Source organism: Nocardia sp. NPDC055321, from assembly GCF_053645575.1.
Genome location: NZ_JBSHMS010000003.1, coordinates 223,880 through 239,309 on the forward strand (window position 1 = coordinate 223,880; position 15,430 = coordinate 239,309).

Below are 15,430 nucleotides of genomic sequence, written 5' to 3' on the forward strand. Positions count from 1 at the left end.
AGGTTGCTGTGGCTTCGCTCTTCGTGAACGTGTTGCGGGGACATCAGTGGTTGTACGAGAACAGCCGCGGGCTGGTGGGGCACCGGTTGCTGTTCGGGAACCCGACGTTGCTGCTGCGGACCATCGGCAGGAAGACGGGGCAGGAGCGGACCACGGCGCTCACCTACGGGCGGGACGGGGACGCCTACCTGGTGACGGCCTCCAACGGCGGATCATCGCGCCCACCCGGCTGGTTGGCAAACGTCAAGGCGCGGCCGGAGTGCGAGATCCAGGTCGGGACCAAGCGGATCCCGGTGACCGCGACGGCCACCTACCCGGACGATCCGGACTACGCGCGGCGCTTCGCGATCGTCGACAAGGTCAACCAGGGGCGGTACGCCGAGTACCAGAAGAAGACCACGCGGCAGCTCGCGGTGGTGGTGCTGACGCCGCGCTAGCCGCGCGTCGACCAGGGCAATCCCCTCGAACTGGACAGCCGAGTTAAGGTTCGGCTACCCTGTCCCCCGAGGGGAGTACTTCCCACGAATCATTCCGGTCAATACGGATCGCGCCATCGCGAGCCCCGGGTGGTTGCCCTGAAATACGGGTGAAGGAGACCTCGAGCCACTTGACTGCGCTCGAGGAGACCCGTCTTGAGTACCTCCGTATCCCTGCTGGCGAGTTCCGCCGCCGTCGAATCCATCGGCACGCCCTGGCTCTGGGCGGGCACCATCGGCGTCGTGCTGGCGCTGCTCGTGCTCGACTTCGCCCTGACCCGCCGCCCGCACGAAGTCTCCATGCGCGAGGCGATCGGCTGGACCGTCTTCTACATCGCCCTCCCGGTCGCGTTCGGCGTATACCTCTGGGCGAGTAACGGTTCCACGATCGGCGTGGAATTCTTCACCGGCTATCTGCTCGAGAAATCGCTCTCGGTCGACAACCTGTTCGTGTTCATGCTGCTGCTGAGCGCCTTCGCGGTCCCGGCCGCCCTGGCCCAGCGCGTCCTGCTCTACGGCATCGCCGGCGCGCTGGTGCTGCGCGGCATCTTCATCGCCCTCGGCGCGGCCGCCCTGGCCACCCTGGACTGGGCGTTCCTGCTGTTCGGCGTCATCCTGCTGATCACCGCGGTGAAGCTGCTCTCCGACGCCATGAGCGGACACGAACAGTCCGTGGACATCTCGGAGATGAGGTCGGTCAAACTGCTGCGCCGCTTCATGCCGGTCACCGACGACTACCGGGGCACCCGCATGACGGTCCGGGAGGCCGGACGCCGCGCCCTGACCCCGCTGGCGCTGGTGGTCGCGGCCGTCATGGCCACCGACCTGGTCTTCGCCGTCGACTCGGTGCCCGCCGTCTACGGCGTCACCGGCGACCCGTTCCTGGTGTTCGCCACCAACGCCTTCGCCCTACTCGGTTTGCGCGCACTGTATTTCGTCCTGCACGCCGCGCTCTCGCGACTGGTGCACCTGGCGTACGGCCTGGCGATCATTCTCGCCTTCATCGGCGTGAAGCTGGTGCTGCACTGGGCGCACGGCGTCTGGGCGGGCGTGCCGACCATCCCGACCGCCACCTCGCTGGTGGTGATCGTGGTGGTGCTGGCGACCGTCACCCTGACGAGCCTGCGCGCCACTCGCGGTAAGCAGACCGCCGACGTACCGTGAGTCATGCTGCTGCAACGCTTTCGACGGCCCGGCCTCGACGAGATGAACCGGGCCGTCGATTCGCTCGAACTGTCCGAGGCGGTCTTCAAGACCTGCCCCTGGCAGCCCCGCGACCTGGTGGAAACCGGTCTGCGCCAGTGGTTGCGGTGCTGCGGGGCGGCCATGCGCGACGGTCAGGTGATCGGGATGCCGTCGCATTCGGTCGACGAGGCGTGGCACGGGCTGATCCTGTGCACGCAGCGGTACGAGCGGTTCTGCCACGACGCCTACGGCAAGTTCCTGCATCACTTCCCGGACGGCGACGGGTTCGCCACCGGCAAGGGCGGCACCCCCGATCCCGTCGCAGAACAGCTGCGCCGCACCGTGGTGGCGTGGTCGATGGTCGCGCGACCCGGTGAGCAGTGCGTGCTGTGGGATATCGACACCGTGGTCGGCGTCGAGCGGCCGTGGGGCATTCCCGCGGCCCGGGTCGCCGAGATCGAAGAGGCGCTGCGCTCGGAAACCGAAGCCGCGCACTGAGAAAGCGTCCGAGCCGAGGTGGGATACCACCTCGGCTCGGGTTCGTTGTGCGGTGGCCTAGCCGCCGCCTCCCCCGCAGCCGCCACCGCCGCCGCCACAACCACTGCTGCCGCCGCTGCTCCCCCCACCGCAGCTGCTACTACCACCACCGCATCCACTGCTGCCGTAGTGCGAGCCGCCACTGCTGCCGTAGTGCGAGCCACCACCTCCGCCGCCGGATCCCCCGGCCCGTCGCCATTGCTGATTGCGCCGATTGGTGGATGCGCGGTTACTGGATGCCCGGATGATGCCGATCACGAACACGACCACCAGGCCGATACACACCAGACCAAAGAAGAATTCCATGATGCTGTCCCCCTGCTCCAGCCGCCGTCACTGACGTCGGCTCTTTCCCCTTAGCCGAAAGCTACTGGCACGCAGGTGGATCGGACAACACATATTCCAAGACGACTCCCGACCGTTAGGTCGGCGAGACCCCGGCTAGCTGCTGCTTCCCCCGCCACAGCTACTGCCGCCACCACCGCAACTACTGCTACCACCACCACAGCTGCTACTGCCTCCACTGCAACCGCTGCTGCCGCCACTGTCCGACGACCCCCCGCCGCACCCGCTGGAGCCGTGGTCATGACTGCCCCCGCCGCACCCGCTGCTGCCGTGGTAGTAGGTACCGCCGCCCGCACTCCCGTAGTACCCGCCGCGCCGCCAACGGTCATCGCGCCGCCGCGTCGACGCTTTGGCGATCGCCAAGATGATGCCGACCACGAACACCAGAACCAGCCCGATACACACCAGGCCCAGGATGAGTTCCATACGTACCCCCGTGCTCTCGCCGACGCCTCGCGCGCCGGCTAATCCTCCACGTAGCCGAAAACTACTGGCCACCACCCGGCCGGACCAACCCGTATTCCGAAAAGCGACCCGACCGTCAGGTTCCCATTGCCCTGATATACGAAACCGCGCCCGCTGCGTTTCGCAGCGGGCGCGGAATAACAGGTGAACTCCTAGGTCAGCTTGACCCGGGCCGCGAAGAACCGCGCCACCGCGGGCGCGAACCGGTTGAACCGGTACTGCAGCCACGCCTCGGGCGTCACCGGCACCACGTCGCGGTTGCTCTCGACCGACTTCACGATCTGCTCGGCGACCTTGTCCGGCCCGTATCGGCGTGCGGCGTAGAGCTTGTCGAACTTCTCCTGCTTGGCGGCCTCTTCCTCGGCGGAGACCCCAGCGAACCGGGTGGTGGCCACGATGTTGGTATGCACGATGCCGGGGCAGATGGTGTGCACGCCGATGTTCTTGCCCGCCAGCTCCGCTCGCAGGCAGTCCGAGAACATGAAGACCGCGGACTTGCTGGTGGAGTACGCGGAGAACCCGCGCTGCGGGGTGTAGGCCGCCATGCTGGACAGGTTGACGATGTGCCCGCCGAGCCCGCGATCGGCCATGGCCTTTCCGAAGGCGCGGCAGCCGTTCACCACCCCGTACAGGTTGATGTTCAGCACGCGATCGAATTCGGCGGCGGGAGTGTCGAAGAAGTCGCCCGCCTGTCCGATGCCGGCGTTGTTGATGAGGATGTCCGGCACGCCGTGGGCGGCGATCACGGCGGCGGCGTGCTCGTTCACCGCGGCCTCGGAGGATACGTCGAGCTGGTAGGCGTGCGCCGTACCGCCTTCGCGCGCAATGAGTTCCGCGGTCTCCTTGGCGGAGTCCAGGTTGATGTCCGAGAGCACGACCTCGGCCCCGCGCCGCGCGAACGCCAGGGCGGTCTCCCGGCCGATGCCGCTGCCGCCGCCGGTGATGACCAGCAGCTGATCCTCGAAACTCCGCAGCTCCCGGCCGACTTCGGCCCGGCGCAGTGCGCGCGTGGTCTCCCCGGTGCGCAGCGAGTCGATGAGTTCGGCGGTGGAGGTGGCCAGCAGTTCCGGATGCGAGAACGGCAGCCAGTGCCCGCCGCCGACCTCGCGGCGGTACAGGTTGGGCGCCCAGTCCTTGGTGTCGGCGTAGCCGGCCGGGCGCACGGCCACGTCGCGGCGCGCGATGATCAGCTGCACCGGCACCTCGGTACGGCGCTCGCGCGGATCGGTCAGGCGCGGCAGGATGTTCGCGCGGTAGATGCGCATGCCGTCGAAGAAGTCGCGCCGGAACTCGGGCCCGAACTTGATGTTGGCGGGCGCGGTGTCGTTCATGAGCCCGACGAAGCGCGACCACACCTTCTCGGTGCCGAGCGGGCGCAGCACCACCTTCGGCAGGCCGGGGGTCATGAACAGGCCGGTGTAGGCCGAGGACAGCAGCTGGGTGAACGGCCCCCAGACCTTGCCGCGCGAGAGGTCGCCGCGCACCCACTTGCCCAGGTGATCGAGGTTCGGCCCCGAGACCGAGGTGAAGGACTTCACCCGGTCGGCGGCCTTGGGCTCGCACACCGCCTCCCACATCTCGACCGAGCCCCAGTCGTGCGCGAGCACGTGTACCGGTGCGTCCGGGCTGACCGCGTCGGCCACGGCGAAGAAGTCGGCGGCGAAGTGCTCGAGCCGGTAGTCCTCGGTGCGATCGGTGCGCGTGGAGCGGCCGTGCCCGCGGGTGTCGTAGGTGACCACGTGGAAGCGGTCGGCCAGCAGCGGCACCACGCGATCCCACAGGTGGTTGTCATCGGGCCAGCCGTGCACCAGCACAATGGTTTCCGCGGACGGCTCGCCGTATTCGTAGACGGCGATATCGAATTCGCCACTGCGCACGACGCGCTCGCTCGCGGCGATGATGGGCTGTTGATCGGTCATCGATCTTCTCCTGAGCAAGTGGGTGGGGAACGCGAACGGACTAGAGGTCCAGCACCAAACGTTCCCCGGCGCAGCGGGATACACAGATGAGCGCGTCGCCGGCGTCCCGCTCCTTGGCGGTGAGCACGGTGTCGCGATGGTCGACATCGCCGTCGATCACCCGCACCCGGCAGGTGCGACAGAATCCTTGACGGCACGAATACGGGCTGTCCGGGCGGACTTTGAGCACTTCCTCGAGCACCGACTTGTCCGCGGGCACCTCGATGGTGACGCCGGTGCGGGCCAGCTCGACCTGGAAGGCGGTGCCGTTGACCACCGGCGGCGGCGAGAAGCGCTCGGAATACATTTCCACGCCGGGCATCTCGCGCACGCGGTCCGCGATGACCTGGGTCATGACGACCGGCCCACAGCAGTACACCGAGGTGTCGCCGCCCACGCCGGGCAGCAGGTCCGCGCCGGTGGGCAGCCCGTGCTCGTCGTCGGTGCGGATGGTGACCCGGTCGCCGAACGCCTCGAGCTCGGACAGGAACGGGATGGTGTCGCGAGAACGCCCGGCGTACACCATGGACCAGTCCACGCCGAGCGATTCCGCCATCCGGATCATGGGCAGGATCGGCGTGATGCCGATGCCGCCCGCCACGAAATGCACTCGGGCGGCGGAGGATCCGAAGCCGGGCAGCACGAACGGGAAGGCGTTGCGCGGCCCGCGCACCGTCACCTGCGTGCCGACCGCCAGCGCGTCGTGGATCTCGATGGAGCCGCCGCCGCCATGCGGTATGCGCCGCACCGCGATTCGATAGCTGTGCTGATCGGCCGGGTCACCGCAGAGCGAGTACTGCCGCACTCGACCCGAGGGCAGTTCCACGTCCAGGTGCGCGCCCGGCCGCCACGGCGGCAGCGCTCGGCCGTCGGGCGCGATGAGCATGAGGCTGACCACGTCGTTGTCGTGCGCCTCGATCCGGCGTTCCACCAGGACCAGCGGAATCCGCCGGTCGTCGATGGCCGCGGGCGGCTCCTTGCGGTTCACCAGCGTGGACCAGCGCAGCCGGGTTTCGGCGATCACGTCGAGCACCCGGGTGGCGCGGTCGGGCCGGGGCTTGCCGTACAGGTCCAGTGGCGGTTCGTACGAGACCGGTCGAGTCATGGTCACGAGGCCATGATCCGAGCCGCGGGAGACTGCGCCAGGTAGGCGATGGCCTGGGCGCTCGAGCCCACCGGCTCGGGGGTGTACCCGGGCTTGAAGGTGGACAGCGCGCTGATCAGCAGCGACGGGATGCCGGGGACGGCGCCGCGCCACATGGACGCGAAGATCCGCCCGACGAGCATCGGGTAGCGGTGGTTCGGCAGTTCCGGATCCTGGTGGACCAGGTACTTGGTGCCGCGCAGCAGCAGCGCGATGAAGACCGGGAACACGATCAGCATGAGCGCCCCGCGCCGGACATAGCCCACCCCGAAGTACTCGGCCACCTCGTGCGCGACCATGCGGTGCTCGACCTCTTCGGCGCCGTGCCAGCGGAACAGGTCCAGCATCTGCGGGTCGGCGTCGAACTGTTCGAGGTCGGCGTTGAGCACCCAGTCGCCGAGGAAGGCGAAGAAGTGCTCGAGCGTGGCGATGACGCCGAGGCGTTCCACCAGCACCTGCTGGCGGGCGGCGTCGGTGCGCATGTCGCGCGGTCCGAGGGTCTTGCGAAACAGGTATTCGGCCTGGCGCACATAGGGTTCGACGTCGATCCCGTGCGCGGCGAGCACCTCTTCGAGGGCGCCGTTGTGGCTCTCGGCGTGCATGGATTCCTGGCCGATGAAGCCGATCATGGCTTCGCGCAGCTTCTCGTCGCGCACCAGTTCCAGGGCCTCGCCGTAGGTCACCAGGAACATGCGCTCGCCTTCGGGCAGCAGCATGCTCAGGGCATTGAGAACGTGTGAGGCGATGGGTTCGGTGGTCATCCACACCGGTTTGGTGTTGGACCAATCGAACCGCACATTACGGGCGTGCAGAGCCACCTCACCGGGTTCGGTCACCTGTCGGCGGCCCCGCTTCGGAAGTAGCTTCATCGATACTCCTGGTTGTTCTGTCGGCACAGCGTCGTGCTGGGTCCGTTGTGATGGGTCCCACTGATTGCTGCATGAGCGTAGCAAAATTCTACTCGTATATGGGACCGCTAGTTACATCTAGATTCGGCGACCGCTGAATCACCGGCCGGACACGCCGGGCGACCTGCCGAACGACGATCTTGCACTGTTCGCGGCCGAATGCGTAATGCCGGGGTGATCTGCGCGGGACTCAGCTGTCGACGTGCACATGCGGCCGTTGCGAACGGCGCGGCACCGCCCGGCGCAGGACCTCACGGGTCACCGGGGCGACCTCGCCCTCGCCGACGAACCAGAAGCGGGCGAGGTTTGCCAGCGGGCTGCCCTCGGACCATTCGAAGTACACGTGCGGCGGCCGGCCGGTGCGATCGCGGATGGCGAGCAGGATGGCGGCGATGGAGTTGGGAACGGCCGCCGCCTCCACCGACAGGATGTCGTACTGATCCACCGCGACCGCCGTCACGAGCAGATCGGTGCTGAACTCGGAGGGATCCTTGACGATGACCTCGAGGAAAAGGATCGGCTCGTCCGGGGGCAGATGGCTCTCCCGGCGCTGATCGGCTTCCTTCTCCGCGTACTCCTGCGGCGTGCGCTGGTCGATGTCGTGGGTGACGATGCGGACCTCGCCGCGCGCGGCCAGCTCGTCGATGAGCCGCCCGGCCTCGTCGTCGAAGCGCACCTCGATCGCGCGCAGCTCGAACGCCCGCCGGAACCGGGAGGTGAAGGACACCAGCACGATGGCGAGCACGAACAGCACGGCCAGGTGCACGCCCTCGGGCTTCTCGATGATGTTGTCGATGGTGGTGTACACGAAGATCACCGACACCACGCCGAACCCGACGACCTTGTGGCGCTCGCCCGCTCGCGCAGCCGACAGGGTCACCGCCACCGCGGCCGAGGTGATGAGCACCAGCACGCCGGTCGCGTAGGCCGCGCCCTGTGAGTCGACGTCGGCGTCGAAGTACCAGGTGATCAGGAAGGCGATGGCCGCGAAAACCAGTGTCAGGGGCCGGATCTGGCGTGCCCACTCGGGCGCCATGCCGAAGCGCGGCAGGTAACGAGGCACCAGGTTGAGCAGGCCGGCCATGGCGGAGGCGCCCGCGAACCACAGGATGGCGATGGTGCTGATGTCGTAGATCGTGCCGAAGGCGGTGCCGAGGTGTTCGTGCGCCAGATAGGCCAGGGCGCGGCCGTTCGCCGCGCCGCCGGGCTCGAAGGCCGCCTCGGGGATCAGGATCGTGGTGATGAAGCTGGTGACGATGAGGAACACGCTCATGATGAGCGCGGCGGTGGTCAGCAGTTTGCGCGCGCCGACGATGCGCCCGCGCGGGTACTCCTCGGTATCGGACGGGTTGCCCTTGATCTGCGGCATGACCGCGACGCCGGTCTCGAAGCCCGAAAGACCCAGCGCCAGTTTGGGAAACACCAGCAGCGCGACCGCCACCATGAGGAAGGGATTGCCGTGCTGCGCGGTGAGCACGTGCATCCAGTCGGTGACCAGGTGCCGATGCTCGATGACCTGCACGATGCCGGTCACCGCGACCACGACGTTGAGCGACAGGAACACCCCGACCAGGACGACGGCGATGCCGATCGCCTCGGAGAAGCCCCGGAGGAAGACCGCCGCGAGCAGGGCGAGCAACACCAGGGTGATGGCGAGGTTGTGCCCGTGCAGGGCGTCCGGGACGAGCGGGTTCTCCACGATATGGGCCGCGCCGTCGGCCGCCGACAGGGTCATGGTGATGGTGAAGTCGGTGGCGGCGAAGCCGAGCAGCACCAGCACCAGGATCTTGCCCCACCAGTTGGGCAAAAAGCCCGCCAGCATGGCGATGGAGCCGCCCCCGTGCGGGCTCTCCCCCGCGACGCGCCGGTACACCGGCAGCGCGCCGAGCAGGGTGAGGGCGACCAGCACCAGCGTGGCGAGCGGCGAGAGCACTCCCGCGGCGAGCGCCGCGATGCCCGGCTGATAGCCGAGCGTGGAGAAGTAGTCGACCCCGGTGAGGCACATGACCTTCCACCAGGGATGCCGCTGCTCCTTGGGCGCGGGCTTGGCCATCGGCCCCGGCAGCTGCGAGTGCGGTTCACTGACGTCGGCCAGCAGCCAGTTGGCGAACCTGCCGCGCACCCGGGGTTCGGTCGTGGTCACAGCGTCCTCCGCACCCCCTGGCCCGGCGTCCCGGACTCGGCAACGTTGAGGCAAATGCTCTCACGCCACGCCGGAGGGGAGGGTGTTTCACCTCGCGAGTCGCGGAGGGAAGGACGCCGTCGTCCGGACTACGGACGATCGAACTTGCCGGCGGCAACGTCCGATGTGAAGGAGTCCCATGCGCCCGGCGTGAATGCGAGGGCGGGGCCGGTGGGGTTCTTCGAGTCACGGACCCCGACATCTCCGTCGCCGAGGAACGCGACCTCCACACATTCCTTGCTGCCCCCGCTGCGGCTGCTCTTGAACCAATTGGCCTGGGACAGGTCAACGTTCACGCTGGTACTCCCTTGCTTTGTCCCGCAGCAGTGACCTGCTGATAGTTTCGTCCAGCGAAGCTCGCTGGAGAATTTTGTACGCCTGGACGTATCGCTCGACCGTGTTCGGCTTCTCGCTGTACATGTCGCTGGTGTAGCCCTCGGCATAGACGATCGTAGGTTCTACCGGCTCGTTGCGGATTCCTGCTGCAAACTCCAGGATCACGAACGGGCCGATCTGATCACCGGTCGGGTAACCAGCGGACAACGGAAGCACTTTGATCGTGACGTTCGGGCGAGTGCCCATGTCGGCCAGGTGCCGGAGCTGCGCCGACATCACCTCGGGGCCGCCGATCATCCTCCGTAACACGGCTTCTCCGAGCACGACGGTCAACGAGGCGGGCTTGGCGCTTCGCGTGATCTGTCGCTGCCGCCGAATCTTCAACTGCACCCGACCTTCGAGGTCGTACGCCGTGTCGCCCGGATTGGCAGAGCGAGCCAATACCCGCGCATAGTCCGCAGTTTGGAGCAGACCCGGCACCAGGTCGGGCTGGAAGCTCGTCAGCGCTTCTGCGGCCGACTCCAAGGCCATGTACACACTGAAGTTGGCGGGGATGACATCCCCGAACTCGTGCCACCAACTCTTCTCCGCAGCCTGCTGAGCAAGGCCCCGGAGACCAGCGGCCCGGTCGGGGTCGATGGCGTAGATCTCGATCAACCCGTCGAGATCCCGGGTTCGAATCTTCTGGTTCTGTCCCTTCTCGAGTCGTTGAAGGCTGCTTTTGCCCCACTCCATCAACTTGGCGGCATCCTCGAGGGTCATTCCCACCGCTTCGCGAGCGTCTCTCAGGTACCTGCCCAGCTGGCGGCGGGTAATGCTGCTGTCACCGTCTGCCATGTCGTTCCCGTTTCGGACCGAATTGCATTCCCGTTTCGGGAAAATCGTTGCAGAGGGATCGGGAGATGCGCTGCGGTTTCGGGATTGTTTTTTGGGTTCCCAGAATCAGTGCCTACCTGTGCCGGTCGAGAGGTCTGCTGTGCGCAGGCGGCCGGACTGGATTCCTCAGCCGGACGCCCCTACAGAAAGGGCGGACATGCACGTCTCGGGCTATGACAACTGCGCCGACCCACGGATAGATCCGGTGAGCGTCGCGAGAGCCGAAGGCATCGTCAAGATCCACTCCGACCACGATCCGAGCGAGTGCCTACGACTCAGTGCGGCGGTGGAATTCCTTGCGGGGCAATGTCAGGAGAGGAAAGGCCGGACCCATGCGGCGGGATAGGGCGATCATCTACATCTACGGGCCATTGACGGACGGTCCAACCGAACTCGCACACCTCGAGCAGAAGGCACGGTCGCGGGCCGACGCGGTTGGCGCCCATGTCGTGAAGGTTGTCGTGGGATCGGAAGCCTGGACCGCGCCGACGGCTCGGCTGAAGGAGATCTGCGAGAACGTCAACGCGTGGGCAATCATCACGCCGACCCTCGCGCACATCGGGTACCGGGCGAATCTCGCTCTTGCCGTTGGTGATTTGGTGACGGTGTCTCCGCCTCAGCGGTGGGAGTGGGAGATCCCGGCCGACTACTTCGTGGAACTGCGCGCTAGGCGTGCCCGTCGGAGCGGGTCGAATCCATGACCCACCGCGCGTATCCGTCGTGGACTCCAATTATCGGCACCGCGATCACCTGCGGTACGTCGTAAGGATGATGCTCGTTCGCGGCGTCGACGATGGCGGGAACCAGCGAGCGCCTGGTGTGCAGGATGACGAGCGCTTCACCCTCGTCTTCGATCTCCCCCTGCCACCGATAGATCGATCTGATCCTGGGAATGATGTTCCCGCAAGCGGCGAGACCCTGTTCGACGAGCAGCCGCGTGAACGCCGCGAGCTGTTCTTCGTCAGGTCCCGCGATCGACACGTCTACAAGTTCATCCGCTGCCATGTCAGCAAGTCTCCCTCAGCTCACAGGCTCTGGACATCAAGTCCTCCAGCTGGTCTCATGTCCGGGAACCGCACCCCAACCCCGCATCACCGGAACCGCGCAGCCGAGTCCCACTACTGACCTCTGCCATCGTCATGCCGATCATGGCTGGATTCCCAGCCCCTGGTCGGTTGATATGTCGCTATCGCCTTGGTTGATTTGTCGTGGCACTGCTGGTTGATTCGTCGCTCATTTCGCAACCCATTCGTCGCAAGAGCCCGGCAGATTGGCCGCCTGCTTTCGTGGCTGGTACCCAAGGGTCGGCAAGCCCTCGATGCGCGAGATTCCGCGCAGTGAGCCTCAGCCCCCTGGGACTGGCAGTGGACCGCTTCTGCCACCAGCCGGACCGGGCCGTTACGACCGGGCGGTCAGCCCAGATACGCGACGATCGCATCCGACAGGGCCACGGCCAACCGTGCACGGCCGTCAGGGGACTCGAGCAGGGCCGCGTCGCCGGGGTGGCGCATGTTCCCGCACTCGACCAGGGCGGCGGGGCGTTCGGCGAAGTTCAGGCCGGCCAGGTCGGGGCGGGGGTTCAGGCCGTCGGCGCCCATATAGGTGGAGGGGGTGAAGCCCGCGCCGCGCAAGCCGTCGCGTAGGGCGGTGGCCAGGCGGGTGGAGGGCTCGCCCTGGGCGGGGTTGAGCGGGGGCGACGAGTGCGCCACGTGGAAGCCGTGGGCGTTCGCACCGGTGTTGCCATCGGCGTGGATCGAGACCACCGCGGCGGCATCGACGCGATTGCCGAGGGTGCCTCGTTCGTCCACGCAGGGGCCGGCGCCGTCGTCGCTGTCGCGGGACATGACCACGCGGATACCGCGCGCGGTGAGCAGATCGCGCACCCGGACCGCGACGTCCCAATTGAACTCGTGTTCGGTGTAGCCGTCGTTCGCGCTGGTGCCGGTGGTGTTGCAGACCTTGCTGCCGCCGCGCCCGTCGGGCACCTGGGCGTTGATGACCTCGGGATGCGCGGCGCCGCCGCCATTGTGGCCGGGATCCAGAACCACCGTGCGCGCGAACCCCGGTACGGCGGGCCAGCGCGTGCCGGGTGCCCGCGCCGCGAGTTCGGTGAGTCCGGCGAGCTGATCGGCCGCGGGCCGGGCGGCGGCGATCGGGGCGGCGGCGACCTGCCCGCTACCGGCGATCAGGAATGCGCCGCAGACCACGGCAAGAGCCCGGAGATGTCGGTATCGCACCCGGCCACCCTACGGCGGCCGGACGGCGGGGTCGCCTCATTGCTCGAGTTTGCGCACCAGATCGCGCAGTACGCGCAGTTCGTCCGGACCGAGTTCGGCGATCGCTGGAGGCGCGGGATCGGGGGTCGCCACCGCGACCGCGACGACCTCCAGCCCGGCCGCGGTGAGCGAGACGAGCTTGCGCCGGCGATTGCCCGCGTCCACCTCGCGCACCACCAGACCGCGTTCCTCGAGATCGTTGACCGCGACCGTGGTCGCCGGGGCGTCCATGGTCGCGGCATCGGCCAGCCCCTTGACCGTCAGCGGTCCCGGCCGCAGACGGCGCAGGATACGAATCCTGCTGAACGGCAACCCGGTTCGCTCGATGACCGCCCGCTTCCACCCGTCCCGGGTGTCCATGACCACGTGGGCGAGCGACTGCCAGACCTCGTCGGGGTTCGGATCATCCGGCATGGGCGGAAACCTTCTGTTCGAGCAGCGGGGCGACGCGATCCCGGGAACGGTACGCCCACTCGGTATTGGCGGCGACCCCCAAGCCGAAGATCACGACCCCGAAAGCGGCGATGGTCCACCACAATCCGGCGCCGCTCACCGCGCCGCACAGCGCCACGCCCAGGCTCACACCGACCTGACGGCTGGTGGAGGCCACCGCCGCGGCCGCACCGGCCCGGTCCAGCGGCATACCGCTGACGGCGGCGGTGGTGATGGGGGCATTGACCATGCCGAAGCCGATCCCGAAGAGCGCGAACAGGATCACCAGTTGCCAGAGCGCGGTGTCGGGGGTCAGGCGGGTGAGCCCGGCCGCCGCCACCGCCATGAGCGCGCCCGCCGCCAGCAGCGACGGCCGCGTGCCGCGTTGACCGACCAGCCGGCCGGACAGCGGCGAGAAGACGAGCATGCCCAGCGCCATGGGCAGGTACAGCAGCCCGGTGTGCGCGGCCGAGAATCCGCGTGTGCCTTGCAGATACAGCGACATGTCGAACAGGAACGCGCCCAGCGCGGCGAAGGCGCACACCGCGATGAGGGTGGCCGAGGCGAACGGCACGCTGCGGAAGAAACGCAGATCGATGAACGGCGTACGGTGCCGCGCCTCGTGCCACAGGAACGCGAGCAGCGCCACCGCGGTGATGATCAGCATGCGGGGCCGATCCTCGATCAGTCCGAACACCAGGGTGAACAGCACCACCATCGCCAGCAGCTGCCCCGGCCAATCCATTCCGCGCGGCACGAGGGATTTGGACTCGGGCACGAACAGTGTCGTGAGCGCGAAGGCGACCGCCACGATGGGCAGATTGATCCAGAACACCGACTGCCAGCCGAGGGAATCGATCAGCCCGCCGCCCACGAGCGGGCCCAGGGCCGTGGAGATTCCCACCACCGCACCCCAGATACCCACGGCGCGAGCACGTTCCACGCGGCCGGTGAACACGGTGGTGATGATCGACATGGCGACGGGGTTGAGCATGGACCCGCCGATGGCCTGCAGGAATCGCGCGCCGATCAGCACCTCGATGGTCGGCGCGAGACTGCACAGCAGCGAGCCGGCCGCGAAGATCAGCAGCCCGATCCGGAACACGCGCTTACGCCCGAACCGATCGGCGAGCCCGCCCGAGAGCATGAGCAGGCTGGCCAGGGTCAGGGTGTAGACGTCGACGATCCACTGCAGGCTCGACATCGACGCGCCGAGATCCGACCGGATCGCGGGAATCGCGACATTGACGATGGTCGCGTCCATGGAGGAGATGAGCAGGCTCAGGCAGCAGGTCACCAGGATGATCGTCTTGCGACGCCCGCTCAGCTCGCCGATGGTTGTCGTCATGCAACTATTGTGAAACTACAAGCGTGTTGTGGGCAAGGGTGTCCACGGTCACGGACGCCGCTCACGCCGGGCCGCACCAGCCGATCTGCGGCAGCAGGCACGGCGTGGAATTGGCCGTCCAGAGTTCGGTGACCAGCCCGGTCACCGCCCCGAGCACGTCCTCGGTCTGCTCGTCCGCGGTACCGTAGGTGTGCGCGGCGACCGTGAATCCCGGTCCGTACGAAGCCGAGGCGACCTCGGGCACCCCCACATCCGCCCAGCCCCATTTACTGCCCTGCACCTGCGGCAGTCGCGAGGTACCCCAGTCCTGCACGGTCCCGTCGGCGGCGACCGGGCTCGCCTCGGACATCCAGGTCAGCACCGGGCTCTCGGGATCGGTGCGCTGTTTGGCCGCCAGGAAATCCGAGACGTCGGCGGTACTGGTCGAGGAGACCGCCCAGCCGCCCGCGCCCTGGGTCGCCGACAGCTGATACTCCGCGGCCACCGCGTCGATCGCCTGCGGATACTTGGCCGCCATGGCGTCGGCGGCGCCGTCATCGGAGTAGCGAATCATGCGCTCCCCCAACTGTTTATCCTCCGCCGATCCGTCCCCGTGCCGCAGCGCGTAGTCGGCCATGTAGAGCTTGACGATCGACAGCCCGCCCCGCGACTCGCGCTCGTTCGCGGTCCCCCACTGCACCCCCGGCACCACCGACCGCACCGAGATGGACGTCCGCGGCGGCACGTCCACCCGCGGCATTTCCGGCGCGGCCCCCGCCTCCCCCGCGACCCCGAGGCACGCGCCCGCCACCACTGCCCCGATCAACCCTGCTCGATAGCCCACAGCCACCTCCGCGTCGGATGTCGTGCAAACTCCCAGCTTCCCCCCTGCACCCCACGAGAACGGCCCGCACACCTCCGACACGCCGAGCGCGGCACGCCAGAACCATGACCGTTCCGTGTCGGATGACGGATTCGCGCGC

14 protein-coding genes are annotated in these 15,430 nt (G+C 67.7%); 3 read left to right on the forward strand and 11 right to left on the reverse strand.

Annotated features, from left to right (window positions below):
- Positions 1-8 precede the first annotated feature (8 nt).
- The 3 genes from ACWIGI_RS05890 (at position 9) to ACWIGI_RS05900 (ending at position 2,159) form a co-directional block, all read left to right on the forward strand.
- Positions 9-437 (forward strand): nitroreductase family deazaflavin-dependent oxidoreductase, encoded by a 429-nt coding sequence (locus ACWIGI_RS05890; RefSeq protein ID WP_454201214.1) that lies wholly within the window; start codon positions 9-11, stop codon positions 435-437.
- Positions 438-632: 195 nt separating this feature from the next.
- Entirely contained in the window at positions 633-1,640 is a 1,008-nt protein-coding gene (locus tag ACWIGI_RS05895) for a TerC/Alx family metal homeostasis membrane protein (protein WP_454201215.1), read from the forward strand.
- A gap of 3 nt (positions 1,641-1,643) precedes the next feature.
- A complete protein-coding gene (locus ACWIGI_RS05900) occupies positions 1,644-2,159 on the forward strand; it encodes a hypothetical protein (protein ID WP_454201216.1) in 516 nt (171 codons plus the stop codon).
- Positions 2,160-3,160: 1,001 nt separating this feature from the next.
- Here ACWIGI_RS05900 and ACWIGI_RS05905 read toward each other — a convergent pair.
- The 11 genes from ACWIGI_RS05905 to ACWIGI_RS05955 form a co-directional block, all read right to left on the reverse strand.
- Positions 3,161-4,927 (reverse strand): SDR family oxidoreductase, encoded by a 1,767-nt coding sequence (locus tag ACWIGI_RS05905; RefSeq protein WP_454201217.1) that lies wholly within the window; start codon positions 4,925-4,927, stop codon positions 3,161-3,163.
- Between the two features lie 40 nt (positions 4,928-4,967).
- Positions 4,968-6,071: a PDR/VanB family oxidoreductase gene (locus ACWIGI_RS05910; RefSeq protein WP_454201449.1), complete on the reverse strand. Its 1,104-nt coding sequence runs from the start codon at positions 6,069-6,071 to the stop codon at positions 4,968-4,970.
- A gap of 2 nt (positions 6,072-6,073) precedes the next feature.
- Entirely contained in the window at positions 6,074-6,979 is a 906-nt protein-coding gene (locus tag ACWIGI_RS05915) for a metal-dependent hydrolase (RefSeq protein WP_454201218.1), read from the reverse strand.
- 229 nt (positions 6,980-7,208) lie between these two features.
- On the reverse strand, positions 7,209-9,071 hold the full coding sequence (locus ACWIGI_RS05920) for an amino acid transporter (protein WP_454201450.1): 1,863 nt from the start codon (positions 9,069-9,071) through the stop codon (positions 7,209-7,211).
- A 218-nt stretch (positions 9,072-9,289) separates the two neighbouring features.
- Positions 9,290-9,496 carry a DUF397 domain-containing protein gene (locus ACWIGI_RS05925; RefSeq protein ID WP_454201219.1) on the reverse strand — a complete coding sequence of 69 codons (207 nt, stop codon included), beginning with the start codon at positions 9,494-9,496 and terminating at the stop codon, positions 9,290-9,292.
- On the reverse strand, positions 9,486-10,373 hold the full coding sequence (locus ACWIGI_RS05930; protein WP_454201220.1) for a helix-turn-helix domain-containing protein: 888 nt from the start codon (positions 10,371-10,373) through the stop codon (positions 9,486-9,488). The genes ACWIGI_RS05925 and ACWIGI_RS05930 overlap by 11 nt, the downstream gene beginning before the upstream one ends.
- A gap of 705 nt (positions 10,374-11,078) precedes the next feature.
- Entirely contained in the window at positions 11,079-11,417 is a 339-nt protein-coding gene (gene cutA, locus ACWIGI_RS05935; protein WP_454201221.1) for a divalent-cation tolerance protein CutA, read from the reverse strand.
- Positions 11,418-11,824: 407 nt separating this feature from the next.
- On the reverse strand, positions 11,825-12,649 hold the full coding sequence (locus tag ACWIGI_RS05940; RefSeq protein WP_454201222.1) for an N-acetylmuramoyl-L-alanine amidase: 825 nt from the start codon (positions 12,647-12,649) through the stop codon (positions 11,825-11,827).
- A 36-nt stretch (positions 12,650-12,685) separates the two neighbouring features.
- Entirely contained in the window at positions 12,686-13,102 is a 417-nt protein-coding gene (locus tag ACWIGI_RS05945) for a MarR family winged helix-turn-helix transcriptional regulator (protein WP_454201223.1), read from the reverse strand.
- Positions 13,092-14,468 carry an MFS transporter gene (locus ACWIGI_RS05950; protein WP_454201224.1) on the reverse strand — a complete coding sequence of 459 codons (1,377 nt, stop codon included), beginning with the start codon at positions 14,466-14,468 and terminating at the stop codon, positions 13,092-13,094. Before ACWIGI_RS05950 ends, ACWIGI_RS05945 begins: the two co-directional genes overlap by 11 nt.
- 61 nt (positions 14,469-14,529) lie before the next feature.
- On the reverse strand, positions 14,530-15,273 hold the full coding sequence (locus tag ACWIGI_RS05955; protein ID WP_454201225.1) for a hypothetical protein: 744 nt from the start codon (positions 15,271-15,273) through the stop codon (positions 14,530-14,532).
- Positions 15,274-15,430: the final 157 nt, after the last annotated feature.

Bases quoted from the DNA above. Each gene is read 5' to 3' on its own strand.
- ACWIGI_RS05900 (WP_454201216.1), top strand. From the start codon at position 1,644: ATGCTGCTGCAACGCTTTCGACGGCCCGGCCTCGACGAGATGAACCGG.
- ACWIGI_RS05905 (WP_454201217.1), bottom strand. From the start codon at position 4,927: ATGACCGATCAACAGCCCATCATCGCCGCGAGCGAGCGCGTCGTGCGC.
- ACWIGI_RS05910 (WP_454201449.1), bottom strand. From the start codon at position 6,071: ATGACTCGACCGGTCTCGTACGAACCGCCACTGGACCTGTACGGCAAG.
- ACWIGI_RS05915 (WP_454201218.1), bottom strand. From the start codon at position 6,979: ATGAAGCTACTTCCGAAGCGGGGCCGCCGACAGGTGACCGAACCCGGT.
- ACWIGI_RS05920 (WP_454201450.1), bottom strand. From the start codon at position 9,071: ATGGCCAAGCCCGCGCCCAAGGAGCAGCGGCATCCCTGGTGGAAGGTC.
- ACWIGI_RS05930 (WP_454201220.1), bottom strand. From the start codon at position 10,373: ATGGCAGACGGTGACAGCAGCATTACCCGCCGCCAGCTGGGCAGGTAC.
- cutA (WP_454201221.1), bottom strand. From the start codon at position 11,417: ATGGCAGCGGATGAACTTGTAGACGTGTCGATCGCGGGACCTGACGAA.
- ACWIGI_RS05945 (WP_454201223.1), bottom strand. From the start codon at position 13,102: ATGCCGGATGATCCGAACCCCGACGAGGTCTGGCAGTCGCTCGCCCAC.
- ACWIGI_RS05950 (WP_454201224.1), bottom strand. From the start codon at position 14,468: ATGACGACAACCATCGGCGAGCTGAGCGGGCGTCGCAAGACGATCATC.